The sequence below is a fragment of the Hymenobacter edaphi genome (assembly GCF_003258365.1).
GTDB classification, from domain to species: domain Bacteria; phylum Bacteroidota; class Bacteroidia; order Cytophagales; family Hymenobacteraceae; genus Solirubrum; species Solirubrum edaphi.
In genome coordinates this window covers 490,565-516,126 of sequence record NZ_QHKM01000003.1, presented here as the reverse complement: position 1 = coordinate 516,126, position 25,562 = coordinate 490,565, and the positions used below count along the sequence as shown (strand labels likewise).

The 25,562-nt window shown below is 66.1% G+C and carries 23 protein-coding genes and 1 tRNA gene; 6 read left to right on the top strand and 18 right to left on the bottom strand.

Features of this window, described 5'->3' with window-relative positions:
- Positions 1-24 precede the first annotated feature (24 nt).
- Positions 25-2,244: a protein-disulfide reductase DsbD family protein gene (locus DLM85_RS12625; protein ID WP_111478457.1), complete on the bottom strand. Its 2,220-nt coding sequence runs from the start codon at positions 2,242-2,244 to the stop codon at positions 25-27.
- 147 nt (positions 2,245-2,391) lie between these two features.
- On the opposite strand from DLM85_RS12625, the gene DLM85_RS12620 reads away from it, so the two are divergent.
- Complete coding sequence (locus DLM85_RS12620; RefSeq protein ID WP_111478581.1) at positions 2,392-3,726, top strand: hemolysin family protein; 1,335 nt, start codon at positions 2,392-2,394, stop codon at positions 3,724-3,726.
- Positions 3,727-3,947: 221 nt separating this feature from the next.
- Here DLM85_RS12620 and DLM85_RS25770 read toward each other — a convergent pair whose 3' ends face one another.
- The 11 genes from DLM85_RS25770 to DLM85_RS12565 all read right to left on the bottom strand — a co-directional run bounded on the left by DLM85_RS25770 (position 3,948) and on the right by DLM85_RS12565 (position 13,906).
- The gene (locus DLM85_RS25770; RefSeq protein WP_207891020.1) at positions 3,948-4,592 is read right to left on the bottom strand and encodes a TM2 domain-containing protein; all 645 of its coding nucleotides are present in this window, start codon (positions 4,590-4,592) and stop codon (positions 3,948-3,950) included.
- A gap of 68 nt (positions 4,593-4,660) precedes the next feature.
- Entirely contained in the window at positions 4,661-5,185 is a 525-nt protein-coding gene (locus DLM85_RS12610; protein WP_111478456.1) for a gamma carbonic anhydrase family protein, read from the bottom strand.
- A gap of 38 nt (positions 5,186-5,223) precedes the next feature.
- Entirely contained in the window at positions 5,224-5,931 is a 708-nt protein-coding gene (locus DLM85_RS12605) for a tetratricopeptide repeat protein (protein WP_111478455.1), read from the bottom strand.
- Positions 5,928-6,620, bottom strand: coding sequence for a hypothetical protein (locus tag DLM85_RS12600; RefSeq protein WP_111478454.1), 693 nt, complete (start codon positions 6,618-6,620; stop codon positions 5,928-5,930). The genes DLM85_RS12605 and DLM85_RS12600 overlap by 4 nt, the downstream gene beginning before the upstream one ends.
- A 446-nt stretch (positions 6,621-7,066) precedes the next feature.
- Positions 7,067-8,050, bottom strand: a complete 984-nt coding sequence (locus DLM85_RS12595; RefSeq protein ID WP_111478453.1) for a radical SAM protein — start codon at positions 8,048-8,050, stop codon at positions 7,067-7,069.
- A gap of 178 nt (positions 8,051-8,228) precedes the next feature.
- Entirely contained in the window at positions 8,229-8,993 is a 765-nt protein-coding gene (locus tag DLM85_RS12590; protein ID WP_111478452.1) for an endonuclease III domain-containing protein, read from the bottom strand.
- Between the two features lie 141 nt (positions 8,994-9,134).
- Positions 9,135-9,851 carry a YiaD family glycine zipper/OmpA-like lipoprotein gene (locus DLM85_RS12585; RefSeq protein WP_111478451.1) on the bottom strand — a complete coding sequence of 239 codons (717 nt, stop codon included), beginning with the start codon at positions 9,849-9,851 and terminating at the stop codon, positions 9,135-9,137.
- Positions 9,852-10,254: 403 nt separating this feature from the next.
- Positions 10,255-10,539, bottom strand: coding sequence for a YMGG-like glycine zipper-containing protein (locus DLM85_RS12580; RefSeq protein WP_111478450.1), 285 nt, complete (start codon positions 10,537-10,539; stop codon positions 10,255-10,257).
- Between the two features lie 188 nt (positions 10,540-10,727).
- Complete coding sequence (locus DLM85_RS12575) at positions 10,728-11,468, bottom strand: YiaD family glycine zipper/OmpA-like lipoprotein (protein WP_111478449.1); 741 nt, start codon at positions 11,466-11,468, stop codon at positions 10,728-10,730.
- A gap of 201 nt (positions 11,469-11,669) precedes the next feature.
- A complete protein-coding gene (accD, locus tag DLM85_RS12570) occupies positions 11,670-12,545 on the bottom strand; it encodes an acetyl-CoA carboxylase, carboxyltransferase subunit beta (protein WP_111478448.1) in 876 nt (291 codons plus the stop codon).
- 311 nt (positions 12,546-12,856) lie between these two features.
- A complete protein-coding gene (locus DLM85_RS12565; RefSeq protein WP_111478447.1) occupies positions 12,857-13,906 on the bottom strand; it encodes a class I fructose-bisphosphate aldolase in 1,050 nt (349 codons plus the stop codon).
- 223 nt (positions 13,907-14,129) lie between these two features.
- On the opposite strand from DLM85_RS12565, the gene DLM85_RS12560 reads away from it, so the two are divergent.
- Positions 14,130-15,140 (top strand): OmpA/MotB family protein, encoded by a 1,011-nt coding sequence (locus DLM85_RS12560; RefSeq protein WP_243635944.1) that lies wholly within the window; start codon positions 14,130-14,132, stop codon positions 15,138-15,140.
- A gap of 72 nt (positions 15,141-15,212) precedes the next feature.
- Here the strand turns inward: DLM85_RS12560 and DLM85_RS12555 are convergent, their stop codons facing one another.
- The 4 genes from DLM85_RS12555 to DLM85_RS12540 all read right to left on the bottom strand — a co-directional run bounded on the left by DLM85_RS12555 (position 15,213) and on the right by DLM85_RS12540 (position 19,733).
- Positions 15,213-16,490: a hypothetical protein gene (locus DLM85_RS12555; protein WP_111478445.1), complete on the bottom strand. Its 1,278-nt coding sequence runs from the start codon at positions 16,488-16,490 to the stop codon at positions 15,213-15,215.
- A gap of 9 nt (positions 16,491-16,499) precedes the next feature.
- Complete coding sequence (locus tag DLM85_RS12550; protein WP_111478444.1) at positions 16,500-17,774, bottom strand: glycosyltransferase 87 family protein; 1,275 nt, start codon at positions 17,772-17,774, stop codon at positions 16,500-16,502.
- 6 nt (positions 17,775-17,780) lie between these two features.
- Positions 17,781-18,503 carry an SIMPL domain-containing protein gene (locus DLM85_RS12545; protein ID WP_165822124.1) on the bottom strand — a complete coding sequence of 241 codons (723 nt, stop codon included), beginning with the start codon at positions 18,501-18,503 and terminating at the stop codon, positions 17,781-17,783.
- A gap of 90 nt (positions 18,504-18,593) precedes the next feature.
- Positions 18,594-19,733, bottom strand: coding sequence for a cystathionine gamma-synthase (locus tag DLM85_RS12540; protein ID WP_111478442.1), 1,140 nt, complete (start codon positions 19,731-19,733; stop codon positions 18,594-18,596).
- A gap of 226 nt (positions 19,734-19,959) precedes the next feature.
- Between DLM85_RS12540 and DLM85_RS12535 the strand changes: the two genes are divergently transcribed.
- The 3 genes from DLM85_RS12535 to DLM85_RS12525 all read left to right on the top strand — a co-directional run bounded on the left by DLM85_RS12535 (position 19,960) and on the right by DLM85_RS12525 (position 21,490).
- Entirely contained in the window at positions 19,960-20,658 is a 699-nt protein-coding gene (locus tag DLM85_RS12535; RefSeq protein ID WP_111478441.1) for a TVP38/TMEM64 family protein, read from the top strand.
- Positions 20,659-20,783: 125 nt separating this feature from the next.
- Positions 20,784-20,857 (top strand) — tRNA-Arg (locus tag DLM85_RS12530).
- 252 nt (positions 20,858-21,109) lie between these two features.
- Positions 21,110-21,490: a cupin domain-containing protein gene (locus DLM85_RS12525; RefSeq protein WP_111478440.1), complete on the top strand. Its 381-nt coding sequence runs from the start codon at positions 21,110-21,112 to the stop codon at positions 21,488-21,490.
- A gap of 33 nt (positions 21,491-21,523) precedes the next feature.
- On the opposite strand, the gene DLM85_RS12520 is transcribed toward DLM85_RS12525, so the two are convergent.
- Positions 21,524-21,820, bottom strand: a complete 297-nt coding sequence (locus tag DLM85_RS12520; RefSeq protein WP_111478439.1) for a hypothetical protein — start codon at positions 21,818-21,820, stop codon at positions 21,524-21,526.
- Positions 21,821-22,095: 275 nt separating this feature from the next.
- Here DLM85_RS12520 and DLM85_RS12515 point away from each other — a divergent pair, with 275 nt between their 5' ends.
- Entirely contained in the window at positions 22,096-24,912 is a 2,817-nt protein-coding gene (locus DLM85_RS12515; RefSeq protein WP_111478438.1) for a substrate-binding domain-containing protein, read from the top strand.
- Positions 24,913-24,929: 17 nt separating this feature from the next.
- Here DLM85_RS12515 and DLM85_RS12510 read toward each other — a convergent pair whose 3' ends face one another.
- The gene (locus DLM85_RS12510; RefSeq protein ID WP_111478437.1) at positions 24,930-25,247 is read right to left on the bottom strand and encodes a hypothetical protein; all 318 of its coding nucleotides are present in this window, start codon (positions 25,245-25,247) and stop codon (positions 24,930-24,932) included.
- Between the last annotated feature and the right edge of the window lie 315 nt (positions 25,248-25,562).

Genomic DNA, 25,562 nt, shown 5'->3' with positions numbered 1-25,562 from the left:
AAACGCGCGGTAGCCCAACGGGTTTTAGCGCTTGGCCACCGGCTGGTGCTGCCGCCGGTAGTTGGCCAGGCCGGCGTCGAGGAACTTCACAAAGCTGTTCACGTCGGGCTCGTAGGCCACGGGCGGGGTCAGGGCGTGGGCCAGATCGGCGGGGGCACTGGGGTCGAGCAGCACGTAGTAGGGCTGGGCGTTGACGTTGAAGCCAGTCAGCTGCAGGTCGGCGTTTTTCTTGCCCAGCGTGGTTTTTTCCTTGTTGTCATACTTGGAGGTGTACCACTCGTTGCGGGGCAGCTCGGCCTTGTCGTCGACGTAGAGGGCCACCACCACGAAGTCGTCGCGCAGGCGCTGGATGACCTGCGGGTCGCTCCACACGCTGGCTTCCATCTTGCGGCAGTTCACGCAGGCGTGGCCGGTGAAATCGATGAACAGGGGTTTGTTCTGGGCCTGGGCGCAGCGCTGGGCCTGGGCCAAATCGAAGTAGCCGGGCAGGCCGTGGGGCAGCTCCAGGAAGTCGGCGTAGCGGGCCGGCTCGCAGGCGGTGGGCTGAGCGGCCGTGGTCATTACCGGCGCGGCGGGCGCGGCCAGGGTGAAGTCCTGGCGCGTCTGCGGGGGCAGGTAGCCGGCCAGCAGCGGCAGCGGGGCCCCGAACAGGCCAGGCACCAGGTAGGTCATAAAGCCAAACGCCAGCACGGCCATCAGCAGGCGCCCCACGCTCAGGTGCGAGAGGTCGGAGTCGTGGGAGAGCTTGAACACGCCCAGCAGGTACAGCCCCAGCAGGCCCGACAGGGCAATCCAGAGCACCAGGTACAGGTCGCGGGGGAGCAGGTGCCAGTGATAGGCCAGGTCGGCCATGCTCAGAAACTTCAGGGCCAGCATCAGCTCCACGAAGCCCAGCACCACTTTCACCGTGTTCAGCCAGCCGCCCGAGCTGGGCAGCCCCTTTAGCCAGGTGGGAAACAGCGCAAACAGCATGAAGGGCAGCGCGAAGGCCAGGGAGAAGCCCAGCATGCCGACGACCGGCTGAACCCGCTCCCCCTGCGCCGCCATCGTGAGAATGGACGCCACGATGGGCCCGGTGCAGCTGAACGATACCACCACCAGCGTGAGGGCCATGAAGAACACGCCGCCCCAGCCGCCGCGGTCGGCCTGCGCATCGATTTTGTTGACCATGCCGCTGGGCAGCGTTATTTCAAACAACCCCAGGAAGGACAGCCCGAACACCACGAACACCACGAAAAAAATCAGGTTGGGCAGCCAGTGCGTGCTGATCAGGTTCAGCCCGTCGGCGCCGAGCAGCACGGTGGTGAGCAGGCCCACTACCACGTAGATGAAGATGATGGAGAAGCCGTAGAACAGCGCCTTCATAATGCCCTGCTGCCGGCTGGCCGAGCCCTTGGTGAAAATGGACACCGTCATCGGAATCAGCGGGAACACGCAGGGCGTGAGCAGCGCCCCCAAGCCCGACAGAAAGGCCAGCAGCGCGAAACCCAACAGGCTGCCCCCGCTGGCCGGCACGGCGGCGGCGGCCGAAGGCGTGGTCGGCGGGGCCGCTACGACGGCGGGCGTGGCCTCGGCTACGGCCGCCGAATCGGTAGTGACGACGGCAGCGGGAGGCGTGGCCAGCGCTACGGCCGTGGTTTCGGGCTGCAGAACCGTCGGCGCGGCGGCGGACGTGGGAGCCGTCGTGGCAGCGGTCGGCGCGGAGGCCGGACCAGCTACCGGCGCAGTCGTTGGCTTGGTGAAGGGGGCTGCAGCCGCGCCGCTTACCGTTATCGGGCCGAAGCTCAGCGCGTCTTCACCGGGGATGCAGCGGCCGTCGACGTCGGTGCAGGTCTGGTACTCCACGTTGGCCTTGATGGTCAGCGCGCCGGGCTGCAGCACCTTGATGCGCTGGCGGATCTGCCCGGTGGTTTCGAAGTAGGTCACGTCGCCCTTGAAGACGTCGTCGTACTTTTTCTTCGTGCCTACTGACTTGGGCTTGCCCACCAGCTCGTAGGCCGGGCTCTTGGCCCAGCTGAAGGCAAAGACCGTGGGGCCCAGGTCGGGGTCGAAGTCGGTGGCGTAGAGGTGCCAGGTCGGATCGATGCGGGCATTGACGATGAGCTCCACCTCGTCGCCGACCTTGGCGGTGGCGGGGCTGACGGCGGTGCTGAGCTTGGTGGGCGTGAGCACCTGGGCGGCGGCCGGACCGGCTACCAGCAGCGGCAGGGCCAGAGTCAGCCACAGAATGATTCGCAAAAGCATAGGGAATTGGGTGTTTCCGCAGAAGAAACAAAGGTACGCGAACCTAGTTGCACGCGCCCGGGCCGACCGACCGAACCGCTTAGATGGATTCTCGTACTTTTGTGACATACAGCGACGGACCCGCGGGTGCCGGCCGCCGCTGACCTTATGGGCTTAAAAATATTCCTCACCCTTTTGTTAGTGCTGGCAAACGGGTTTTTTGTGGCGGCGGAGTTTGCCTTCGTCAAGGTGCGCCTGTCGCAGATTGAGATAAAAGCACAGAGCGGCAACCGGCTGGCCAAGCTGGTGCAGAGCATGCTGCTCGACCTGAATTACTACCTGTCGGCCACGCAGCTGGGCATTACCCTGGCGTCGCTGGCGCTGGGCTGGATCGGCGAGAGCGTAGTGGCCGACGTGGTACTGGCCATCATCGACAGCTTCGACATCAAGCTCTCGGACGTAGCCGTGCACCAGATTGCGCTGGCCACGTCCTTCTCGCTTATCACCGTGCTCCACATCGTGCTCGGCGAACAGGCGCCCAAAGTGCTGGCCATTCGCAAGCCCGAAAACGTGAGCATTGCCATTGCCATTCCGCTGCGGGCCTTTGCCTTCATCACCTTTCCCTTCATCTGGCTGCTCGATAAGCTCTCCAACCTGGTGCTGCGCGTGTTCGGCGTGGGCTCGGTGCACGAGCACGAGGTGCACACGGCCGAGGAACTGCGCCTGCTCATCGACCAGAGCAAGCAAAGCGGCGAGATTCAGGAGTCACAGCACGAGCTGATTGAGAACGTGTTTCAGTTCAACGACCGGATGGTGAAGCAGATCATGGTGCCCCGCACCCGGATTTCGGCCATCGACGTGAGCAGCACGGAAGAGGAAATCGTGGAAGCGGCCTTCAACGAGGGCTTCTCGCGCATCCCGGTCTACGAGGACAACATCGACAACATCGTGGGCATCCTCTACGTGAAGGACATGTTTGCCCTGATCCGGCGCGGCGAGGACATCAACCTGGCCCAGATCATGCGCCCGGCCTTCTTCGTGCCCGAAACCAAGAAAATCAACCGCCTGCTGCGCCAGTTTCAGCGCAAGCACCTGCACATGGCCATCGTGTCGGACGAGTTCGGCGGCGTGTCGGGCATCGTCACCATCGAGGACATCATGGAGGAGCTGGTGGGCGAAATCCAGGACGAGTACGACAACGAGGTGCCGGTGGTGGAAAAAGTGTCGGAGCTGGAATACCGCGTGGCCGCCTCCACCGCCATCAACGACGCCAACGAGTTCCTCCCCTTCTCCTTGCCCGAGGGCGACGACTACGAAACCGTGGGCGGGCTGGTCAACGTCATCTACGGCTCCATCCCCGAAATCGGCGACGTGGCCGTGTTCGAGAACTACGAGTTCCGCATCCTGAACCGCTCCCGCCGCGCCGTGGAGCTGGTGCAGCTGCGGGTGCTGGAGCCGGCCGAGCGCGAAGCCGCCGGCGAACTGCCCGACCTGGAGGAATAACCGGCCCGCCCAGAAACGAAAACGGCGCCTTCATCTGCGGATGAAGGCGCCGTTTTGCTTAGGCGGTGTGGACAGCAAGCAGCAAGAACGTCATGCCGAGCGCAGCAGCTCGCGTGCTAACGTCTGCCAATGACCGCCCGCGAGATGCTGCTGGGCGCTGCATGACCGTTCCACGGGCTAACAGCTTGCCCACGCTGTCCACCCAACCTAGCAGGTAGGCTTTACTCCTTGTCCTTCTTGTTTTTGCCCATATCCTCGAAGGTCTTGGCGTACTCGCCGTTCTTGGGCTTCAGGTCGCCGGTGATAATCAGCACCAGGTCGATGGTCGTCAGCACGGCCAGCACGAAGAAGGGAATGATCAGCCAGCTGGTCAGCAGCAGGGCGATGTAGAGGATGCCGCGGCCGGTGTAGCCCAGGTAGAAGCGGTGCACGCCCAGAAAGCCCAGAAACAGCTCCAGCAGCAGGGCCGTGAGCTGGCTTTTGCCCTCGGCGGCCGGCGCGGCCGTGTGGCGCTGCGCCTGCTTCACGGCCTGCCGCACGTCGCGGCGCAAGGCCTTGCGAGCGGCGGGCGTTATGGCCTTGGCAGCGGCCGGAGCGGCGGCTACCGGGCCCACCGGCTGGCTCACCGGGGCCGGGGCGGCGCGCCGCGGCGCGGCAGGCACGGCGGGCGCCGTCGAGGCCGTCAGGTCCGCAGCCGGGGTCGCGGGCGTGGCGGCAGCATCGGCTTCCGCGGCGGGCACGGGGGTGGTTGTCACGGCGTGGTAGGCCGATGCCGCGGGCGTAAAGGCGTACTGCGAACGGCTGCACGAGGCGAGGGCGGCTGCGGTCAGGAGCGCCGCGGCCGTACGGGCGAAGAAGTAGTTCATGTCAACAGGAGCAGCCGGGCCGCCAAAAGGTTGGTTGGCTGCGGGCAGCTCCGGCGGGGCAGCCGCGCCTACGCCGGGTTTTCGCGCAGCCAGCCGGCGTACATCAGGTAGTTGTCGGCGGTGCGGCCGATGGTCTGGCGCTGGGCTTCGGTCACGGGCTTGATCTTGCGGGCGGGTACGCCGGCGTAGAGGTAGCCCGGCTCGCAGACGGTGTTTTCGAGCACGATAGCCCCGGCCGCGATGATGCAGCCGCTGCCCACCACGGCGTGGTCCATCACGATGGCGCCCATGCCGATAAGCACGTCGTCGGCCACCGTGCAGCCGTGCACGATGGCCCGGTGCCCAATGCTCACCCGCGCCCCGATGCGGGTGGCGGCCCGCTCGTAGGTGCAGTGAATCACGGCCCCGTCCTGGATGTTGGTCTTCTCCCCGATCCGGACGCTGTTCACGTCGCCGCGCACCACGGCCGTAAACCACACGGTGCAGCCCGGGCCCAGCACCACGTCGCCGATGATGGTGGCGTTGTCGGCCAGGTAGCAGGTGGGGTCGATGTCCGGCGTTTTGCCCCGGACGGGCAGGGTGAGCGGTGGCATGGCGGGTAAGGGGAATGGGAAACGAAAGGCGACTCTGCTTATCTGATCGGGCGGGGCATGGCCTGCTGCAGCGCCGAGAGCAAACCCGGCGGCAGCGTGCGCGCGTCGATGGCTTCTGCCTTCTCGGCATATTCCCAGGCGCGGGCATACTCCTGCCGGCGGTAATAGGCCAAAGTCAGGTTGGTATAGGCCGCCGCTGCCTGCGGCGACTGAGGGCCGGCCGCCGCGGCGGCTTCCTCCAGGTAGCCAATGCTGCGCCTTAGATCGGCGGGAATGTGCAGCTGGTCGTAGCGGCGCAGCAGGGTGTTGCCCAGGTCGCCGAGCAGGGCGGCGTCCTGCACCCCACCCTGGCGGCTGCGCTCCAGAAAGTAGACCGACGCATCGTAGCGCTGCTGCACGCCGCACAACACCCCGAAGCCCCGGTACACGTTGGCATTCGTGCTGTCGAGCAGCCAGGCCTGGTTGAAGCGCTTCATGGCGGTGGCGTAGTCCTGCTGGTGCAGGTACCGCCAGCCAAACGCCAGCATGGCGCGGGCGGCGCTGTCGCGGCTGGGGTAGCGCTGGTCACAATCGGCCAGAAAGGCCTGGTCCAGCTTCAGCAGGGCTTTGGTTTTGCGCCCCCCGCCGTAGCGGGGCAGCTCGTTGATGAGCACGCCCGGGCCGCGCGTCTGCGCCAGGCCCGTGGTGGCAAGGGCCCACAGGCCGGCCAGCGCCAGCCGGCGCTTCCAGTGCCGGGCTCTGTTCATGGCTTTCGGGCGGTTTTATCGGCGCTTTGTTCCTCGCTCCCACCCCGGCGCACCACCTTCGCGGCGGCCTGAAAGCGCCCCCACAGGTCGGGGTCGTCGGCCCGGTAGAGGTCGAAGTACACCTTCAGCTCCTCCAGCAGCCGGGCCGATTCCTTGATGAGCCGTTCGAGGGCCTGGCGGCCGGTGCTGCCGCTGGCGTCGTTGAGGCGGCCCTCGGCGGTGGCGGCGTCGAACTCGGCGAGCAGCCGGCGGGCTTCCTGGTAGTGCCCGGCCGCGAAGCGGCGCTTCGCGAGACCCAGTTCGCGGCCGGGCACCAGGGCCAGCAGGCGGGTAGCTTCCTCGCGGAAGGTGCTTTCGTTGAGGTTCGGCAGCTCGCCCGGGCTGCCCAAGGCCGCCCGCAAGGGAGCATCCTTGCGACTGAGGGCCTCGGCGCGGGCCGCCAGCACGAGGCGCCGCAGCAGGGCCGTGAGCTGGTTGCGCACTCCTTTCTTGCGCTTGGCGTTGCCGTCGGCATCGGCGCTGAGCACCTGCTGGGCCAGGGCAGCGGCGCGCTCCAGCCCGGCCGCGAGCTGGGCCCGGAGCGGCGCTACGTCGTCCTCGATGTCGGCGTACTCGGCTTTGGCCTGGGCCAGAAAAGCAGCAGCGGTGGCGTCACGGCGCAGCCGCGCCTCAATCAAATCGTTTTTCAAGGGATGAGCGGGAAACAATGGGTCGAACGGATGCGGGCAAGGTAAAAATTTGCCGTAACTCAACAAAAGGGCATCAAGGGCCCCGCAGCCGGCGCCAAGCCCCGGGCGCGCGTGGCCAAGCGCCGCCACCACCGCATCAGGGCAGGTGGCCGTAGCATCCAGGCTGGGGCGCCGCGCCTTGAGGGCCCTGCGGCCGGCGTCACGTAGCCTGCGTGCCGCCTCAAGCCCCCCGCCCATCGTGCCAAGCACCCTGCGCGTTGCACCAAGCGCGCCGCCCGGCGCATCAAGCGCCTTGGGCGCCGCCTCAAGGGGTAGTACCGTCGGCCCGGGCCCCGCAACCGCGCGTCAAGCAGGTCAACCGACCACCAAGTGCCCTAACCGCCCCGGGCCGGGGCGGCTGCCTGGCCGCGCCCCGCCCTCCCCCACCGACTGCCTCCGGCGCGGCTTTACCGCGTCAGCATCCGCTTCCAGGTGCCCTTGTACCAGTTGTACTTGAGGGTGCTGGGCAGGGCCTGCCAGAAGTACTTGCTGGTTTCGACGGCGAAGCTGGGCTGCATGTAGCAGTTGATAGTGCAGCCCTCGCACTGGGGCAGGCGGCCTTCCAGCGCGGCCAGCTGCTGCACCGGCTCCGAGCGGTACAGCTCGTGCAAGCGGCCCTCGATGGGGAAGCTCTTGGTGCCGAGGTGGTAGCAGGGCAGCACCAGCTCGTTGTGGGGCGAAATGACCAGCGTGGTGCTGGCGGCCCGGCACACGGGCGCGGCCACGTGGTTACCCCCGTCGCGGCGCAGCTCGATGAAGGCCTCGTTCAGGTACACGCCCGGCCGCTTGCCGAAGGCCGAGAGGGCGTCCAGCTCGGCCTCGGTCAGCTGCTCGCCGGTGTCCACGCCGTTGTACTCGAAGGCGGGGTTGAGAATGAGCATCAGCCCGTTGGGCCGGGTGATGTCGCGGTACACGGCTTCCAGCTGGTCGAGGTTCTGGCGGAAGACGGTGAAGAGGATGTCCGGCCGCTCGCCCAGTTCCTTGGCCACCCGGATGCTTTCGAGCACGAAGTCGTAGCAGGCCACGCCCCGGCCCCGGTCGTGCTGCTCCCGCTCGGAGGAATCGAGCGAGAAGTGCAGCATGTCGACTTTGCCCCGCAGCCGCTCGGCGAACTTGGGGTAGAGCAGCCCGTTGGTGGTGACGGTGGTGATAAAGCCCAGCTCGCGGGCCAGGGCCAGAAACTCGGGCAACTGCCGGTGCAGCAGCGGCTCGCCCCCCGTAAAGTCAATGACCGACACGCCCAGCTTCTTCAGGTCGCGCAGGTTCTGCTCCACGTCGGCCAGCTGAATGTAGGGCGAGGGTTTCTCCCAGATGTCGCAAAACGAGCACTTCGCATTGCACCGGTAGGTAACGTAGTAGTTGCACAAGACCGGATGGTGAACGAGGCGCATGGGTTCGTTTTTCGTTGTTGGTTGTTCGTTGTTCGGCGACCTGACCCGCTCCTTCGGTAACGAAGTTACGGCCTTCGTCCGGCCCAACGACCCGCAAGAGCTAACCGCAGACTCTGCCGCAAGTTTCCGGCGCGTCGTCCCGCGACGAAAAACGAACCACAAAAACGAATAGCGAAACCTAATGCAGCTTCTCCCCCGTCCACTCGGGGGCCACGGCGGCCAGGTCGGCGGCGCTGGCAGGGCCGTAGTGCTCCAGGTAATAGTTGCAGAGACCCTTGAGCGGGCAGGCCGGGCAGTTGGGCTTGCTGAAGAAGCAGATGTGCTGCCCGAGCCAGTAGTTGTGCTTGTGAAAGTTCAGCAGCACGTCGGCCTCGGGCGGCAGCTGGGCCAGCAGCACCTGGTGCGCCTTTTCCACCGACACCTTCGGCCCGATCAGGCCCACGCGCTGGGCCACGCGGTGCACGTGCGTATCGACGGGCAGCACCGGCTTCTGAAAGTTAAAGAGCAGCACCAGCGACGCCGTTTTCAGCCCGATACCGGGCATGTCGGTCAGCCAGGCCAGGCCGCGCTCCACCGGCCACTGGGCCAGCGCGTCGAGGGAATACTCGCCGAACTCGGCCTTGATCCGCCGCAGGATTTCCTGGATGCGCGGCGCCTGCGTATCGGGCCAGCGCGTGGTGCGGATGGCGTGGGCTAGCTCGGCGGTGGGCGCGTCCACCACGCCCTGCCAGTCGCCGAAAGTTTCCAGCATCCGCTCGTAGGCCAGCTCCTCGTCGCGGTGGGTGGTGCGGTGCGAGAGGACGGTGCTGATCAGCTCGCGCATGGGCGTGCGGCGTTGCCCGGCGGGCACCGGCCCGTAGAACGCGTGCAGAATGCGGTGGTCTTCGAGGGTTTTGGTTGCGGGCGGGAGGTCGTAGGCGGCGGTGAGGGCGGAAACAGGCATACGCCGGTGTACCGCGGCAGCGGTGGCGGGGTTGCGCCGGGCGGGGCGGCGCCCGGCCCGGGGCCCAAAAAAAATCCGGCGGCTCCACCAGTTGGGGAGCCGCCGGATGAGCGACGGGACAGCGGCGTTGGCCGGCCCGGCTTAGATCGTGCCTTTCTCGGCTGCTTTCTTCAGCTTTTCGTTGGCGTAGATGGCCACTTCCACGCGGCGGTTGGCGGTGCGGCCAGCCTCGGTTGCGTTGTCGGCCACGGGCTCACGCGAGCCGTACCCTTTCACTTCGAAGCGCGACGATTCCACGCCCTGGTTCATGGCGTAGTTGGCCACGGCCTGGGCCCGACGCTGCGACAGCGGGTCGTTGATTTTGTCGTTGCCAGTGTTGTCGGTGTGGCCTTCGATCAGCACATTGGTGTCGCCGTACTTTTTGAGGGTAGTGGCCAGCACGCCGATGTTTTCCTGGGCCGCGCCGGTCAGCTCCGAGGAGTTCTTGGCGAACAGGATGCCCGAGGCAAAGGTGATTTTGATGCCTTCGCCCACGCGCTCTACTTTGGCACCGGCCATGTCGCGGCGCAGCTCTTCGGCCTGCTTATCCATGCGGCGGCCGATGAGGGCCCCGGCGCCACCGCCCACGGCAGCCCCGATAACGGCACCCACGGCCGTGCCTTTCTTGCCCCCGATTACGCGGCCCAGCACGGCGCCGCCGGCGGCGCCACCCAGGCCCCCGATGATACCGCCCTTGGCGGTTTTGCTCATGCCCTTCTTCTGGGTGGTCGTGGTGGTCGTCTGGGCCTGCGAGGCGGCCGAGGTCAGCAGCAGCACGAGGGCCAGCAGGAAGGCGAGGGAGGAACGAAGCTTGTTCATTGTACTGTGGTTTTCTGGTTGGTGAGTTGAGAGGAGCAAGTGGAAGATGGAGTGTGGAGCGTCTCTCTCTGACCGGGATTTTGCAACCACCTTGCCAAAGCGCCCCACACCGCGCCAGAAAGCATACATCATGCTGATTATCTGGCCGATAATTTTCTGTTTTTGGTAGCCCAGGTGCGTTTCACCCAAGCTTAGCCGGCCAAATATAACAACGGATGGGACTCCGTGGTCGGGCGGCCGGGCGTGCCCTTCAACGCGAGTAAGTACTAAATGTTATACCATTTTGATAAAAGTAAAAAGGCCGTTCTGGTGGCAGAACGGCCTTTTTTCAAGTAACTAACTGAAATGCATCCTATTGCTGGGCATTCAGCGCCGGTTTAGGCCGTCGAAGGCTGCCGGCAGGTTATTTTTTGTACGCCTGGTAGCGTACCGGGTCTTTTTTCTTGTCGCGCTTGCGGCCGATGACGGCCCCGCCAACGGTACCGGCTGCGGCCCCGATCAGGGCGCCTTTGCCGCCGCCCACCACGGCCCCGGTGGCCGCGCCGGCGCCGGCGCCGATGGCGGCCCCTTTGGCCTTACCGCTCCAGGTGCGGGGCTTGGTGACTTTCGATTGGGCCTGGGCCGACGAGGCGCCGCCCAGCAGGGCTACCGACAGCACGGCAGCAATGATTCCTTTATGTAAGTTCATGGCGTTTCGAGTGTTAGAGAGCCCGCCGCAAAATGGGGAAATAGCGGGCAGTTAGGATTTAAAACGCAAAGCACCGGGGGCAGGGTTACACCCGGCTGGCTATTTTGACTTTCCTTGCCCAACGCCACAACAAAAGAGCCGCCCCACCGGGGCGGCTCTTTTGCAAACCAGACGGCCAGGCGGCCGACTTACAGCTGGCCCTTTTCAGCGGCCTTCTTCATTTTCTCGTTGGCGTAGATGGCAATTTCCACGCGGCGGTTGGCCTGCTTGCCCTCCGCCGTGGCGTTGTCGGCCACCGGCTGCGACGAACCGTAGCCCTGCGTGGTCACGCGCGACGACTCCACGCCCTGCTGAATGGTGTAATTGGCCACGGCCTGGGCCCGGCGCTCCGACAGCGGCTGGTTGATGGCGTCCGAGCCGGTGTTGTCGGTGTGGCCTTCCACCAGCACGTTGGTGTCGGGGTACTTCTTGAGTACGGCGGCCATGTTCTGGATGTCCGACATGGAAGCCGCGCGCAGGTCCGATTTGTTGGTGTCGAACAGGATGCCCGAGTCGAAGGTGATTTTGATACCCTCGCCTACGCGCTCCACGCGGGCATTTTTCATGTCACGCTGCAGCTCTTCGGCCTCTTTGTCCATCTTGCGGCCAATGACGGCTCCGGTGGCGCCGCCCACGGCCGCGCCCGTAATGGCCCCGATGGCCGTGCCCGATTTGCCGCCGATAACGCGGCCCAGTACGGCACCCGCGGCCGCCCCGGCCCCGGCCCCGATGACGCCGCCCTTGGCCGTGCGGCTCATGCCGTCTTTCCGCTCACCCGTGCCGTTGGCGCCGGGCAGGGTGCTGCTGCCCGCCGTCTGCGACGATTTGCAGGAGCTGAAGGCCAGCGTAAACAACAGGAGAAAGGCTAGCAACGAATTGAATGATTTCATGGTGTCAGTGAAAAGTGGGAGGTTGGAGAGAGAATTCAGTTGCGCTTTACCCGGTTTGGGCCGAAAAGGTTGAGCAAACATAGAAAGGAGCTAATACTCAACCAGCTTTTTTCGCCGGGGTGCGGGCCCGAAACGACGAACCCCGCCCGGCTGCCAGATGAGCAGCCAAGCGGGGCTAGCCAACAAGCGTGCCGAACGGCCCTAACGGCCCGCCGGCTCGGCCGGCACGGTAGCCGGGCGCAGCATGTGCAGCAGGTCGGTGAGCTGCTGCTTGAGCTGCTTACGGTCGACGATGAAGTCGAGGAAGCCGTGCTCCAGCACGAACTCGGCGCTCTGGAAGCCCTTGGGCAGGTCCTTGCCGATGGTTTCCTTGATAACGCGCGGGCCGGCAAAGCCGATGAGGGCGCCCGGTTCGGAGATGTTGAAGTCGCCGAGCATGGCGTAAGAGGCCGTCACCCCGCCGGTGGTGGGGTCGGTGAGCAGCGAAATGTACGGGATGCCGGCTTCGGCCAGCAGGGCCAGCTTGGCCGAGGTCTTGGCCATCTGCATCAGCGAGTAGCCGGCCTCCATCATGCGCGCGCCGCCCGATTTGCTGATCATCAGGAAGGGCACCCGGTGCTGGCGGGCGTAGTCGATGGCGCGGGCAATCTTCTCGCCCACCACCGAGCCCATGGAGCCGCCGATAAAGCGGAAGTCCATGCAGGCTACCACCAGCTCCTGCCCGTTCATGGGGCCGTGGGCGGTGCGCACCGCGTCCTTGAGGCCGGTGTTGCGCTGGGTGGAGGCAATGCGCTGCGGGTACGCCTTGGTATCGACGAAGTGCAGCGGGTCGCCGGAGCTCAGGTCGGCGTCCAGCTCCGCGAACTGGTTGTGGTCGAAGAGGATTTCAAAGTACTCGGCCGAGTCGATGCGGTCGTGGTAGTTGCACTTGGCGCAGGTAAAGAGCATGCGCCGGTGCTCCCCCATATCGGCTACGGTGCCGCACTCGGGACACTTGTACCACAGCCCGTCGGGGGTTTCTTTTTTCTCCTCCGTGGGGGTGATGATGCCTTTTTCCTGCCGTTTAAACCAAGCCATTATGTTCGGGAACTGAGTCAGATGATGGGAGAGCCGCCGGAGCCGCCGCAGACAAGGTACGCAGCCGCAGTTGGGTGGGGCACCGGTTGGCGCTGCAAAAGTAAAGTAGCCGGGGGCTACTTACAGCATGTGGCGGCGGCAAAGCTGGAGCGGCGGCGGAAAGATTGAATCAGAACGTCCTGTCGAGCACGCTGCGCGTCAAGCAAGGACCGCGAGACATCCCGCTCGATAGTATTCTGCTCGTCGAACGGGAAGGTCACTACCGGCCATCAGCACGCGAGATGTCCCGACTGCGCTCGACAGTGACTGCCCTACGCAAGCGTGATTTTCTCGTCGAGGTACACGTCCTGAATGGCGTGCAGCAGGTCGACGCCCTCGGCGAAGGGGCGCTGGAAGGCTTTGCGGCCCGAAATCAGGCCCTGCCCGCCGGCGCGCTTGTTGACGATGGCCGTGCGAATGGCCTCGTCGCGGTCGGTGGCGCCTTTGCTCTCGCCGCCGGAGTTGATGAGCCCGATGCGGCCCATGTAGCAGTTGGCCACCTGGTAGCGCGTCAGGTCGATGGGGTGGTCGGACGCGAGGGTTTCGTACATGGCCGGGTGGGTTTTGCCGAACTTGAGGGCCGCGAAGCCGCCGTTGTTTTCGGGCAGCTTCTGCTTGATGATGTCGGCCCCGATGGTGACGCCCAGGTGGTTGGCCTGGCCCGTGAGGTCGGCCGACACGTGGTAGTCCTTGTCGGCGGTCTTGAAGGCGTTGTTGCGGGTGTAGCACCAGAGCACCGTGGCCAAGCCCAGCTCGTGGGCCCGCTCGAAGGCCGCCGACACTTCCTGAATCTGCCGCCCCGATTCCTCGGAGCCGAAGTAAATGGTGGCGCCCACGGCGGCCGCGCCCAGGTTCCAGGCCTCCTCCACCGAGCCAAACATGATCTGGTCGAACTTATTGGGGTACGTCAGCAGCTCGTTGTGGTTGATTTTGACCAGGAACGGAATCCGGTGGGCGTAGCGGCGGGCCACCGTGCCGAAGGTGCCGAACGTGGTGGCCACAGCGTTGCAGCCGCCCTCCACGGCCAGCTTGATGATGTTTTCGGGGTCGAAGTACAGCGGGTTCGGGCCGAAGGAGGCGCCGGCCGTGTGCTCAATGCCCTGGTCGACGGGCAGGATGCTCAGGTACCCGGTGCCGCCGAGGCGGCCGTGGTTGTAGAGCTGCCCGAGGCTGCGAATCACCTGCGCCGAGCGGGAACTGGGCACGAACGAGCGGTCCAGAAAGTCGGCGCCGGGCTGGTGCAGCTGCTCCTTCGGGATGGTTTTGCACTCGTGCTGTAGCAGCGCTTCGTGCTCGGCGGTGAGCTGGAGGGACGTGGCCATGTGGGGCTGGGCTAAGGAGGTGAGAATGAGGAAAAGAGGCGGGCAAATATACTCCTCCCCTCGGCGGGCGCAACCCCTTGCGTGCGGCCTGCCGGGCCGGGCTCTGCGCCGTCGGGGCCGGCCCGGCGTGCGGGCGCGGTTGGAAAGTGTGGCCCGGCGGGGCTACCTTGCCAGGGTCGTACGCCCGCGCGCCGGGCCGGGCGCCCGACCTTTTCGTTTGCCTGTGAAGAAGTACACCTCCTCCCTCCTGCTGGCCGCCGTGGCCGCCGGCAGCTTTAGCCTGCCGGGCTGCGTCACGGCCAAAAAGCACGAAGACCTGCGGGCCCGCCAGGCCGCTACCGAGCAGGCCAAAACCACCGCCGAGCGGCAGGCCCGCGAAGCCGTGGCCGAGCTGCAGAAAGCCACCAGCCAGCTCGGCGAGCTGCGCCTGGAAAACCGCCGCCTCGTGAGCGACTCGGCCCAGACCGGCAACGTGCTGCGCCGCACCCAGACGCTGTACCGCGAGCTGAGCGACACCTACGAGAAGCTCATCAAGAACAACGAGAAGGTGCTGGCCAACAAATCGGCCGACTACCAGAAAGTGGCCCAGGACCTGGCCCGCCGCGAGGCCGAGCTGGGCGAGCTGTCGGCCAACCTGAACAAGAGCCGATCGGAAATCGACAAGCTCTCGGCCGACGTGAAGACGCGGGAGCAGCGCCTGGCCGAGCTGGAAAAGGCCCTGGCCGAGAAGGATGCGGCCGTGAATGCGCTGCGCTCCAAAGTCAGCAACGCGCTGCTGGCCTTTAAGTCCAACGAGCTGCAGGTAAAGGTGAAGGACGGCAAGGTGTACGTATCCCTGTCGGAGCAGCTGCTGTTCAAGTCGGGCTCGACCAAAGTGGACCCCAAGGGCCAGGAGGCGCTGACCAAGCTGGCCCTCGTGCTCAAGGAACAGCCCGACGTGAACGTGGTGGTGGAAGGCCACACCGACAACGTGCCCATTCTGCGCGGCACGGCCGGCATGCAGGACAACTGGGACCTGTCGGCCCTGCGCGCCACCGAAATTGCCCGCCTGCTCACCACCGGCGGGGTGCAGCCCGAGCGCGTGACGGCCTCGGGCCGCTCGCAGTACGTGCCGGTGGCCCAGAACGACTCGGCCCCGAACAAGGCCCTGAACCGCCGCACCGAAATCATCCTCACGCCCAAGCTCGACGAGTTGTTTCAGATCCTGGGCACGAACTCGGAGGCCGGCAAATAAGCCCCGGCTCCGCGGAGCCATTCGGGCCGCCCCCGTTGCTTTCCTCCGGGAAGCCGCGGGGGCGGCCTGCGTTCAGGCGCGGCCCGCCGGCGCGGCCGCGGGCCGGCGGTATTCCAGCCACAGGCAGTAGAAGCCCGCCAGCAGCGCCCCGGTGAACAGCAGCGCCACCAGCTGCGGGTGCTGCACCAGCCAGATCGGCCGGTTGTGGTAGTTGCGAAACATGGTGTGCAGGTTCAGGTAGTAGCCCAGCGACACCAGGGCGTAGGGCAGCCAGCGGCGGCTGACCAGGGCGTAGGCCCCCAGAAACAGCACGGCCGGGTGCCAGTACCGCTCGTGCATTTCGGTGTTGAAGTAGCAGAACACCAGCGGAATCAGGCCGCCGACGAGGAGCACCAGCGGCGCCTGCAGCGGGGTGAAAGCGGCCCCGGTCCGCAGCCGCTGCCAGCTGGCCCGCAGCAGCGGCGCCAGCGCCAGCGCCGAGGCCCCGCCGAAAGCCAGCAGCCCCCAGTGCCGGTAGATCAGGCCCAGCTTCGGCAGCGTATCGGAGGTCCACCGCAGGGCATCGGGCATCAGCAGCACCCAGATATTGAACGCATTGACGGTAACGTAGGGGTACACGCTGACGGCCGTGAAGTTGATCTGCAGGATGCGGTCCAGGTAGCTGCGCGGCCCGCCCCAGACGAAGGGCGCCACGAGCAGCAGCTGCACTGCGGCGGCCAGCGCGAGGCCCGCCAGCAGCTGCCGCGGCCGGCGGCGCAGCAGCGGCAGCCACAGCAGCCCGAGCAGCGGCAGAAACACAATGGCCTGCAGCTTGGCGTTCAGCGCCAGCACGTACAGCGCCAGGCTCGGGCCGGGCCGCTGCCAGAGGGCCAGCAGCACCGCCGCCAACACCAGGCTGGTGTAGATGGCGTCGACCTGCTGCCAGATCAGCGTGTTGTAGAGGTAGCCCGCGTTCAGCAGCAGCCACAACGAGCCCACGAAGCGCCGCCGCGCCCCCCGCAGCAGCGAGGCCGCCAGCAGCGCCCCGCCGAAGTCGAACAGCAGCGTGGCCACCTTCAGGCCGTGCGAGTACTGCTGAATGGCCGCCGCGCTGCCCGCCAGCCGCCCAAACAGCCACAGCACGTACAGGTACAGCGGGTTGTAATCGAGCGAAGGCAGCGCGTAGGCCTCGCCCAGGCCGTGGCGCAGCAGGTGCGTGGCCCAGGTGCGCCAGGCTTCCCGGTCGCCCTCGTGGGCGGTGCTGCCGGCCAGCAGCAGCAGCAATACGAACAGCAGCGCGTGCAGCCCGGCGTACGGCAGCCAGCGGCGGCGGCGCGGCGCGGCGGCGCGGGCGGGAGCGGTCCGATTCATGCCCTAAAGCTACGATACCGGCCCCGCCGCGCCCCCGGCCGCTCGTTCAAGCCCCGCCGCCCGTCGGTACAGCAGCCCGACGCCCAGTGCGATGCTCAGCGCAAACAGCCCGGCAATCGGGGCGGGGCCCAGCAGCGCGGCCGGCAGCCCCAGGTAGCCCATCACGGCTTCCAGGTTCAGCAGGTAGGCCACCGAAACGAGCCCGAAAAGCGCGTAGCAGTTGGTGGTGAAGGCGTAGGCGGCCGCAAACAGCAGGGCGCTGTGCCAGTACCGCTCGTGCATCTGGGTGTTGAAAAAGCAGAATATCAGCGGCACCAGCGCCAGGCTGAGCAAAACCAGCGGCGCATCGGGTGGCTGGGGGCGGCGCAGCCGGGCCAGGGCGTGGCCCAGCAGCGGCAGCAGCACCACCGTGGCCGCCGCCCCAAACAGCAGCATGCCCCAGTGCCGGTAGGTCAGCCCGTGCCAGAGGGCCGTGTCGAGGCGGGTGAGCGGCTGGCCCGCAGCCGTGAGGTGCCACCAGTTGAAGGCGTTCATCGAGAGGAACGGGTAGTAGCCCACGGCCTGCCGGTTGATGCGCCAGATGTCGGCCAGGTAGCTCCGCTCGCCGCCCACCGCGAAGGGCAGCAGCACCAGCGCCAGCGTGCCCAGCCCGGCCAGCCCGGCGGCAGGCAGCCGCCGCGGGCGCTGCCACCACTGCGGCGCCCAGAGCAGCAGCAGGCCCGGCAGAAAAATCAGCGCCTGCAGCTTGGCCGCCAGCGCCAGCGCAAAGCACCCCGCGCTCCAGGTGCCGCGGCCCCGCAGCGCCAGCAGCACCGCCCCGAAGCTCAGGCCGGAATAAATGGCGTCGACCTGCCCCCAGATCAGCGTGTTGTAGAGGTAGCCCGCGTTCAGCAGCAGCCACAACGAGCCCACGAAGCGCCGCCGCGCCCCCCGCAGCAGCGAGGCCGCCAGCAGCGCCCCGCCGAAGTCGAAGGGCAGGGTGAGCAGCTTCAGGGAGTAGCGCTGCGCCTCGATGGCCGCCGCGCTGCCCGCCAGCCGCCCGAACAGCCACAGCACGTAGTGATACAGCGGGTTGTAGTTGTTGCCGGGCACCGCGTACACGTTGGCCAGGCCGTGCGCCCGGCTGTACTCGGCCCAGCGCACCCACAGCCAGAAGTCGTTTTTGAAGCCCACGGCGGGCAGCAGCGTCACCAGCAGACTCAGCAGCAGCAGGTAGAGCCCCGCGTACGGCCCCAGCGGCCAGCGCTGCCACCACTGGGCGGTTCGGAGGGGCGGCTTGCTCACGCGGGGCTATTTCAGCTCAAATTCGGCGTCGACGGTGCTCGTCACGCGGATGGTACGCAGGTTCGGGACGGGCGCGTCGGCCGCGTCAATTTCGCGCTGGTAGCCTTCCTTGCGCTTGTAGCCGGCTTCCTCCAGGCGGTAGCCGGCAAAGGGCGTTACCTCCGTCACGGCCAGCGGAGCACCGAGCTGCTGCCCGAGCTGCCGGGCCAGCAGGGCGGCTTTCTGGCGGGCGTTGTCGAGGGCTTTGCCGAGCACCTCCTGCCGCCGGGCTTCGAGCTGGGCGTTTTCCAGCCGGGCCACCTGCACGTTGTCGGCGCCGGTTTGCACCAGCCGCGGAATCAGCTCGTTGAGCACGGCCGGCTTGTCGAGCCGGAGGCGGTACACCCGCGTCAGCGCCACGGTGGAGTTGCCCATTTTGGAGAAGCCGCCGTAACCGTAGGCCGTCAGGTTATCGAGCACCAGCTTCTCGGGGGAGATGTTGAAGCTCGGCAACACGTTCCGCAGCGCTTTTTCCTGCTCTTTGGCCTTGTCGGAATCCTTCACGTTGTCCGACACGCGGTAGGTCACCAGCAGCTCCACCCACTCGGGCTCCACCTCCTGAAACGCCGTGCCGCGCACCGCCAAGGTGTGGGGTCGGGGCGGCGCGCCCGGCGCGGTCTGGGCCGAAACAGTAACGCAAGCGGCGCTCAGCGGCGCAGCCAATAGCAGCAGGCGGAAGCAGGAGAACATACGCGTGGTCATTAGGCGGTAAGTTGATACAGAAAAGCCGTCATTCCGCGGCGGAACGCGGAATGACGGCTTTTTCGTGCACCGCCGGGCTTAGCCCAGGGCCTGGGCCAGGTCCTCGATGAGGTCCTCGGCGTCCTCGATGCCCACCGACAGGCGGATCAGCGAGTCCGACAGGCCGGCTTTGCGGCGCTCCTCGGCCGGAATGCTGGCGTGCGTCATGGTGGCGGGGTGGCCCGAGAGGCTTTCCACGCCCCCGAGGCTTTCGGCCAGGGTGAACAGCTGAAATTTCTCCAGCACGGCCACCGCGTCCTCCACCTTGTCGCCCTTCAGCACGAAGGAGAGCATGCCGCCGAAGTCGCGCATCTGCTGGCGGGCCACCTGGTGGTTGGGGTGGGTTTCCAGGCCGGGCCAGTACACCTTGTCCACGCGCGGGTGCTGGCGCAGGTACTCGGCCACGGCGCGGCCGTTTTCGCAGTGGCGCTGCATGCGGATGTGCAGCGTCTTGATGCCGCGCAGCACCAGGAAGCAGTCCTGGGGCCCGGGCGTGCCGCCGCAGGCGTTCTGGATAAAGGCCAGACGCTGCTGCAGCTCGTCGTCCTGCACGATGAGGGCGCCCATCACCGTGTCGGAGTGGCCGGCCATGTACTTCGTGAGGGAGTGCATCACCACGTCGGCGCCGAGGTCGAGCGGGCTTTGCAGGTAGGGCGTGGCGAAGGTGTTGTCGACCACCAGCAGGGCGCCGCCGGCGTGGGCCACCTCGGCCACGGCCTTGATGTCGATGATGTGCAGCAGCGGGTTGGTGGGCGTTTCGGCCCACACCAGCTTGGTGCGCTCGGTCATGGCCGCGCGCACGGCCTCCACGTCGTGCATGGGCACGAAGCTGAACTTGATGCCGTACTTGGCGAAGACCTTGGTGAAGATGCGGTAGGAGCCGCCGTACAGGTCGTTGGTGGCCACCACTTCGTCGCCGGGCTCCAGCAGCTTCACTACGCAGTCGATGGCGGCCATGCCCGAAGCGAAGCACAGGCCGTGCTTGCCGTTTTCGAGGGCGGCCAGCGCGTCCTGCAGCTGGGTGCGGGTGGGGTTGTGGGTGCGCGAGTACTCGTAGCCTTTATGGTCGCCCGGGGAGCGTTGCACGTAGGTCGAGGTCTGGTAAATGGGCGTCATGATGGCCCCGGTGGCGGGGTCCGGGTGCACGCCGGCATGGATGGCTTTGGTGCCGAATTTCATAGCGGGAGTCTGGGGAACGAGGGCAAGGTTGAGCCCGGGAAAGATAAAGGCCCCAAAGGTAGCAGCCCGATTTTCTTCCGCTGCCCGGCCCGGCGACCTGCCCGGGCGCCACGCCGGTCGCCTCACTCCTGGGCCGCCGGCGTAGCTTCGCCCCCCGATTCTACGTTTGAGTCGGACGAGCCGCCCGGTCGTCCGGGGCCGGCTCGCTCCCCTTCTGCCGCCCGCCATGCACTTCCTCCGCGAATTATTCCGCCAAAACGCGTCCACTTTCTTTTCGCTCTTGCTGCTGGCAGGCCTCCCGCTCGTCGGCGACAGCGTGCTGACCTGGGTGCTACACACCAACAGCCACTGGCTGCAGCAGCCCGGGGCGGTGCACATGCTCATTTACTTTGCCGTGGTGGCGGTGGCCATGGCGTTTTCGCTGACTCACACCACCCTTGTCACGCTTATCACCGGCTTTTACTTCGGGTGGCCGGGCTTCGGCGGCCTGGTACTCAGCTACATTCTGGCCGCCATGGTCGGCTACCTCATTGCCACTTCTCTTGACCACGGCAAGATGCTCAGCTTCCTGCAGCGCTTTCCCAAGGCCGAGGCCGTGATGGCGGAGCTGCGCAAGCAGAGCTGGCAGCTGGTGCTGCTCACCCGCATTTCCCCGGTGCTGCCCTTTGCCATGATTACCTTCATTTTGGCCGTGGTGAAGGTACCACGGCAGCAATTCCTGGCGGCTTCGGTACTAGGCATGCTGCCGCGCACGCTGTTCTTTTACTGGCTGGGCACCAAAGCCAACGACGTCTTTGCCCTGCTGAGCAACCCCGACACCGGCACTGCCGGCAAGCTGCTGGTGCTTGGCCTGCTGGCCGGCTCGGCCCTGGGGTTATACTGGCTTTTCAACCGGGCCCTGCAGCGCGCCCTGAAAAAAGGCTGAAAAAAAATCAACTGGATTTCAGCCGGTTGACCACAGATGCGTGGTTTTTCTGCGGAAATTCTAAGCCACGGCTTGCAAACCACGAAAACCGACGCCTATCTTTGCACCACCAAAACGGAAAAGACGGTCACGTAGCTCAACTGGATAGAGCACCTGGCTACGAACCAGGAGGTTTGGGGTTCGACTCCCTACGTGACCACGAAAAAGGGCCCTCAGCACCGCGCTGAGGGCCCTTTTTTTTATTGTTCCGGTGGCAGCTTAGCCCCATTTGGTATTCCTTTACTCGCTGCCGGCCGATTGTTCAAGCCATACGCCGGCTGCAAAAGCATTGGCTTCCACGGCCGAAAACCGCCCGGTCCGGGAGGCGGGGCGGCTCAGTACGTTGTTTCACACCAGTGCAGGTAATTTGCACCCGACACTTTGCGGTGCGGCCTGACGAACACGGCTTCCAATGAATGATCTTCCCGCTGATTTCCCGGCGCAGCTGCGGTCCTTGGCCTCGGCCGCGCACTACCTCTGGGGCGAACGGTGCGACGGGTGGCACCTGGTTGACACGCCCGCGCTGAGCGTGATTCAGGAGCGCATGCCGCCGGGCACAGCCGAGCAATACCACTACCACGAGCGGGCGCAGCAGTTTTTCTACGTGCTCCGCGGCGAGGCCACGTTCGACGTGGCGGGCCAGCGGCTGACGGTGGAAGCCGGCTCCGGTCTGCACCTGCCGCCCGGCACGCCGCACCGCATCCTTAACTTAACTGCCAGCGACCTGCATTTCACCGTCACCTCCCAGCCCAAGGCCCACGGCGACCGGGTGCTGGTGACCGGCAACGAATAGCTCAGCCGCGAATGGGGCGTAGTGGGCGGACGGCTACAGACTGGCCAGCCACGCCACGCGGAAAAAGCGGTGATGGACTTCGAGGGCGCGGCGCAGGGCCTGGCACACGGCCTCCGCCCCTACCAGGCGCGACAGTTCGCCGTCGTGCTTGTGAAACTGATCGGTCAGCCAGCGGGCGGTGCGCTCAGTACCCCAGGCGGCCCACAGCAGATAGGGCAGGTCCCAGCGCCAGGGCACGACGAGGTCGGGCGCGAGCTGCACCAGTACGCGGATTTCCGCTACGGATTTGCTGGTTTCGACCAGGGCTCGAACGCGGGGAGCTGCCATCATACCTAGCGGGAGTCAGTGAAAAAGCATTGAAAACCAGGCTATAGCTTGCGTCGCAAAAGCGGTGCAGCCGGCCGGGTAGCGAAGCTTCTTACGCAGGCCAGCACCTCAGGGCTGCGCCTTTTTTCGCTACGCCGCCCAAAACCGGCGCTGTAGCGGAGGCTACAAGGCTGCGGCTGCAAGCGAGTTGGCGAGAAAACGCGGACGCGGTGGACCACGCAAACGGCAAAGCTGGCCGGGCTTTTTTAGCTTTGGAGAATTCCCCTCACCGCCCGCCCATGGCTGCCCCGCTTTTTGCCCGTCTTCACCCGTCGCGGCGGCTTTGGCCGGGCCGCTGGCTGGCCGTGGCGTGGCTGCTGACGCTGCTGGCAGGCGCGCTGCCCGGCTGCACGCCCTCGGCCCCGCCGCCCCGCTACCGCATCGGGTTTTCGCAGTGCACCAACGGCGACGCCTGGCGGCAGGCCATGCTGGCGGGCATGAAAAAGGAGCTGAGCTTCTACCCCGAGGTCAGCTTCCGCATTAAGGATGCGAAGTATAACAGCGCCCTGCAGGAGCAGCAGATCAAGGAGTTTCTGCGCGAGGGCATCGATTTGCTGATTGTGTCGGCCAACGAGGCCGAGCCGGTGACGCCCATCGTGGAGGAAGTGTATAACCGCGGTATTCCGGTGGTCATCCTCGATAGGCGCACCACTTCCAAGCTCTACACGGCCTACGTGGGCGGCAACAACGTGGAGGTGGGCCAGCAGGCCGGGTACTACGCCGCCGGGCTGCTGCGGCAGCGCGGGCGGGTGCTGGAGGTACGCGGCGCCCCCGGCTCCTCCCCCGCCGTCGACCGGCACCGGGGTTTTGCGCAGGCGCTGGCGGCCTACCCGGGCCTGCGGCTGGTGGCGGAGGTCAACAGCAACTGGGAGCGGCCCTCGGTGCTGGAGCGCCTGCCGCAGGTGCTGCGCCAGCACCCGGATGTGGACCTGATTTTCGCCCACAACGACCGGTTGGCCCTCGGCGCCTACCAGGTGTGCAAGCAGCTGGGCCTGGAGCGGCGCGTCAAGATTATCGGGGTGGACGGGCTGCCGGGCGTGCGCGGGGGCATTCAGCTGGTGCAGGACGGCGTCATCACGGCTACGCTGCTCTACTCGCCGGGCGGCGAGGAGGCGGTGCGCACGGCCATGAAGATTTTGCGCAAGCAGCCCTTTGCCAAGGAGAACATCTTGAGCACCATGGTCATCGACTCAACCAATGCGCTGACGATGAAGCTGCAGACCGAGCAGCTCGGCGCCCAGCAGCAGGACATCCAGCGCCAGCAGGAGCTGCTGCGGGCGCAGCGGGCCACGTATTCCAGCCAGCAGAACGTGCTCTACGTGCTGGCCGCGGCCCTGCTGGGGGCGGCGGTGCTCGGGTCCCTGGCCTGGCGGGCGTTTCGCGTGAACCGGCGCATCAACCGGCAGCTGGAGGGGCAGAATCAGGAAATCCTGGCCCAGCGCAACCAGATCATGGACCTGGCCGAGCAGGCCCGCGTGGCCACCGAGGCCAAGCTGCGCTTCTTCACCAACTTCTCGCACGAGCTGCGCACCCCGCTCACCCTCATTCTGGGGCCGGTAGAGGAGCTGCTCACCAACGGCCAGGACCTGAGTGCCGCCCAGCGCCACGACCTGACCCTGGTGCGCCGCAACACCCACCGCCTGCTGCAGCTGGTGAACCAGCTCATGGATTTCCGCAAAATCGACGTGGGCAAGATGCCGGTGCGGGCCGCGCAGGGCAACCTGGTAGCCTTTGTGCGCGACATCATGGACGTGTTTGAGCGCCCGGCCCGGCAGCGCGGCATCACCCTGCGCTTTTTGCCCGCCGAGCCCGTCATCAGTGTGTGGTTCGACGTGAACATCGTCGACAAGGTGTTCTTCAACCTGCTCAGCAACGCTTTCAAGTTCACGCCCGACCGCGGGCAGATTACCGTGAGCATTCAACGCGTGCCGACCGATAAAACCGTGCGCGTGAGCGTGGAAGACACCGGCCCGGGCATTGCCGAGCAGGACCAGGCGCACATTTTCGAGTGGTTTTACCAGGGGCACCAGTCGGCCAAGGGCTCAGGCATGGGCTTGGCGCTGGCCCAGGGCCTGACGCGCCTGCACCAGGGCCAGCTCACGTTCAGCAGCCAGCCGGGCCAGGGCAGCACCTTCGTGGTGACTTTGCCCGAAGAGCTGCCCGCCGCCCTTACCACCACCGCCCCCGCCGCCCCGACGCCCACGGCCTTCGCGCTGGACGAGGACCTGGGCGCGCCGCGGCCGGCGCTGCTGGTGGAGGAAGCCGCGCCCGCGCCGGCCGTGACCAGCAGCGAGTCGCTGGTGCTGGTGATTGAGGACAACCCGGACGTCAGCGCCTTTCTGCAGCAGAAGCTGCGGCCGCACTTCCAGGTCAGCGCCGCGCTCGACGGCGAAAACGGCCTGCGCCTGGCCGCCGAGGCCATTCCCGACCTGATCGTGTGCGACGTGATGCTGCCCGGCATCAGCGGGCTGGAAGTGGTGCGGCAGCTCAAGCAGGACTGGCGCACCTCGCACATTCCGGTGGTGATGCTCACGGCCCGCAACGCGCCCGAGCAGCAGGTGGAGGGCGTGCAGCAGGGCGCCGACCTCTACCTGACCAAGCCCTTCAACCCCACCTTCCTGCTCGAAAGCCTGCGCACCCTGCTGGCCAACCGGGACCGGCAGCGCGAGCATTTCCGCCGCGAGCTGTCGGTAGACACGGCCACGGTGGCTCCGCAGCGGGTGGATCAGAAGTTTCTGGCCGATCTGACGGCCATCGTGGAGGCCAACCTGTCGCGCGCCGAGCTGTCGGTGGAGGACGTGGCGCGCAGCCTGGGCATCTCGCGGGTGCAGCTCTACCGCAAGGTGAAGGCCGTGCTCGGCACCGGCGTGACGGACTTCATCCAGGGCATCCGCCTGACCAAGGCCCGGCAGCTGCTGCTCGACGAGGAGCTGACCATTGCCGAGGTGGCCTACCAGCTGGGCTTTTCCTCGCCCTCCTATTTCTCCACCAGCTTCAAGGCCCGCTACCAGGTGTCGCCCTCGGAGTTCCGGGCCCTGCACACCACGGCGGGCTGAGGCGGTAAGCGCGGGCCTTAGCCGGCCGTGCCGGCGGCGTAGGCGAAGACCAGGCAGCCCAACAGGGCCCAAACCAGTTGTAGCACCAGCGCCAGCCGAAACACCTGTTTCGGCCGGGCCCAGCCGTGACCTAGCCCCAAAGCGCGCCCGGCCCAGCTGAGCAGCCCGAGGCCGGGCGCGCACAGTCCGCCAAAGGCCGCAAAGCCGAGCCACCGCAGCGCGAAGATTTTCAGAAGGCCGTCGGCCTGCACCATCCGGGCCATCGTCTCTTCGGAGCCCAGGAAAAACACGGCCGCCCAGAAGCCGGTGCAGCTGCCGCTGAGCAGCAGGAGCAACAGCAGAAACGGATGAGGCCACGGGGTTGGGCGCGGGTTCACATGCGGAGAGTCGGGTACTGCCCTTGAATGCGGGCTGCCGGCTTCAGGTCACCCGGCTTCTTACCATCCGCCCACAAGGCGCGGCAGCTTTAGTATGCTCGCTAAGGCAGGTATCATTTCTGAAAATCGGGTAACAAAATCGAAAACGGCGCTTCAATAACTGTATCAGTATTCATATTAATCACCTGAATATCTGTTACTTGAAATAAGTTTGTGCCTTGTATCAAAACTGCAAGACTTTGAACGAATAGAGGAACAGCCCGCAAACGTTTG

Coding starts and splice junctions, on each gene's coding strand:
- DLM85_RS12535 (WP_111478441.1), top strand. CDS start 19,960: ATGCACTTCCTCCGCGAATTATTCCGCCAAAACGCGTCCACTTTCTTT.
- DLM85_RS12565 (WP_111478447.1), bottom strand. CDS start 13,906: ATGGCCACGTCCCTCCAGCTCACCGCCGAGCACGAAGCGCTGCTACAG.
- DLM85_RS12605 (WP_111478455.1), bottom strand. CDS start 5,931: ATGAACAGAGCCCGGCACTGGAAGCGCCGGCTGGCGCTGGCCGGCCTG.
- DLM85_RS12540 (WP_111478442.1), bottom strand. CDS start 19,733: ATGAAATTCGGCACCAAAGCCATCCATGCCGGCGTGCACCCGGACCCC.
- DLM85_RS12595 (WP_111478453.1), bottom strand. CDS start 8,050: ATGCGCCTCGTTCACCATCCGGTCTTGTGCAACTACTACGTTACCTAC.
- DLM85_RS12525 (WP_111478440.1), top strand. CDS start 21,110: ATGAATGATCTTCCCGCTGATTTCCCGGCGCAGCTGCGGTCCTTGGCC.
- DLM85_RS12515 (WP_111478438.1), top strand. CDS start 22,096: ATGGCTGCCCCGCTTTTTGCCCGTCTTCACCCGTCGCGGCGGCTTTGG.
- DLM85_RS12555 (WP_111478445.1), bottom strand. CDS start 16,490: ATGAATCGGACCGCTCCCGCCCGCGCCGCCGCGCCGCGCCGCCGCCGC.
- DLM85_RS12575 (WP_111478449.1), bottom strand. CDS start 11,468: ATGAAATCATTCAATTCGTTGCTAGCCTTTCTCCTGTTGTTTACGCTG.
- DLM85_RS12580 (WP_111478450.1), bottom strand. CDS start 10,539: ATGAACTTACATAAAGGAATCATTGCTGCCGTGCTGTCGGTAGCCCTG.
- DLM85_RS12590 (WP_111478452.1), bottom strand. CDS start 8,993: ATGCCTGTTTCCGCCCTCACCGCCGCCTACGACCTCCCGCCCGCAACC.
- DLM85_RS25770 (WP_207891020.1), bottom strand. CDS start 4,592: ATGAACTACTTCTTCGCCCGTACGGCCGCGGCGCTCCTGACCGCAGCC.
- accD (WP_111478448.1), bottom strand. CDS start 12,545: ATGGCTTGGTTTAAACGGCAGGAAAAAGGCATCATCACCCCCACGGAG.
- DLM85_RS12620 (WP_111478581.1), top strand. CDS start 2,392: ATGGGCTTAAAAATATTCCTCACCCTTTTGTTAGTGCTGGCAAACGGG.
- DLM85_RS12610 (WP_111478456.1), bottom strand. CDS start 5,185: ATGCCACCGCTCACCCTGCCCGTCCGGGGCAAAACGCCGGACATCGAC.
- DLM85_RS12585 (WP_111478451.1), bottom strand. CDS start 9,851: ATGAACAAGCTTCGTTCCTCCCTCGCCTTCCTGCTGGCCCTCGTGCTG.
- DLM85_RS12545 (WP_165822124.1), bottom strand. CDS start 18,503: ATGTTCTCCTGCTTCCGCCTGCTGCTATTGGCTGCGCCGCTGAGCGCC.
- DLM85_RS12520 (WP_111478439.1), bottom strand. CDS start 21,820: ATGATGGCAGCTCCCCGCGTTCGAGCCCTGGTCGAAACCAGCAAATCC.
- DLM85_RS12625 (WP_111478457.1), bottom strand. CDS start 2,244: ATGCTTTTGCGAATCATTCTGTGGCTGACTCTGGCCCTGCCGCTGCTG.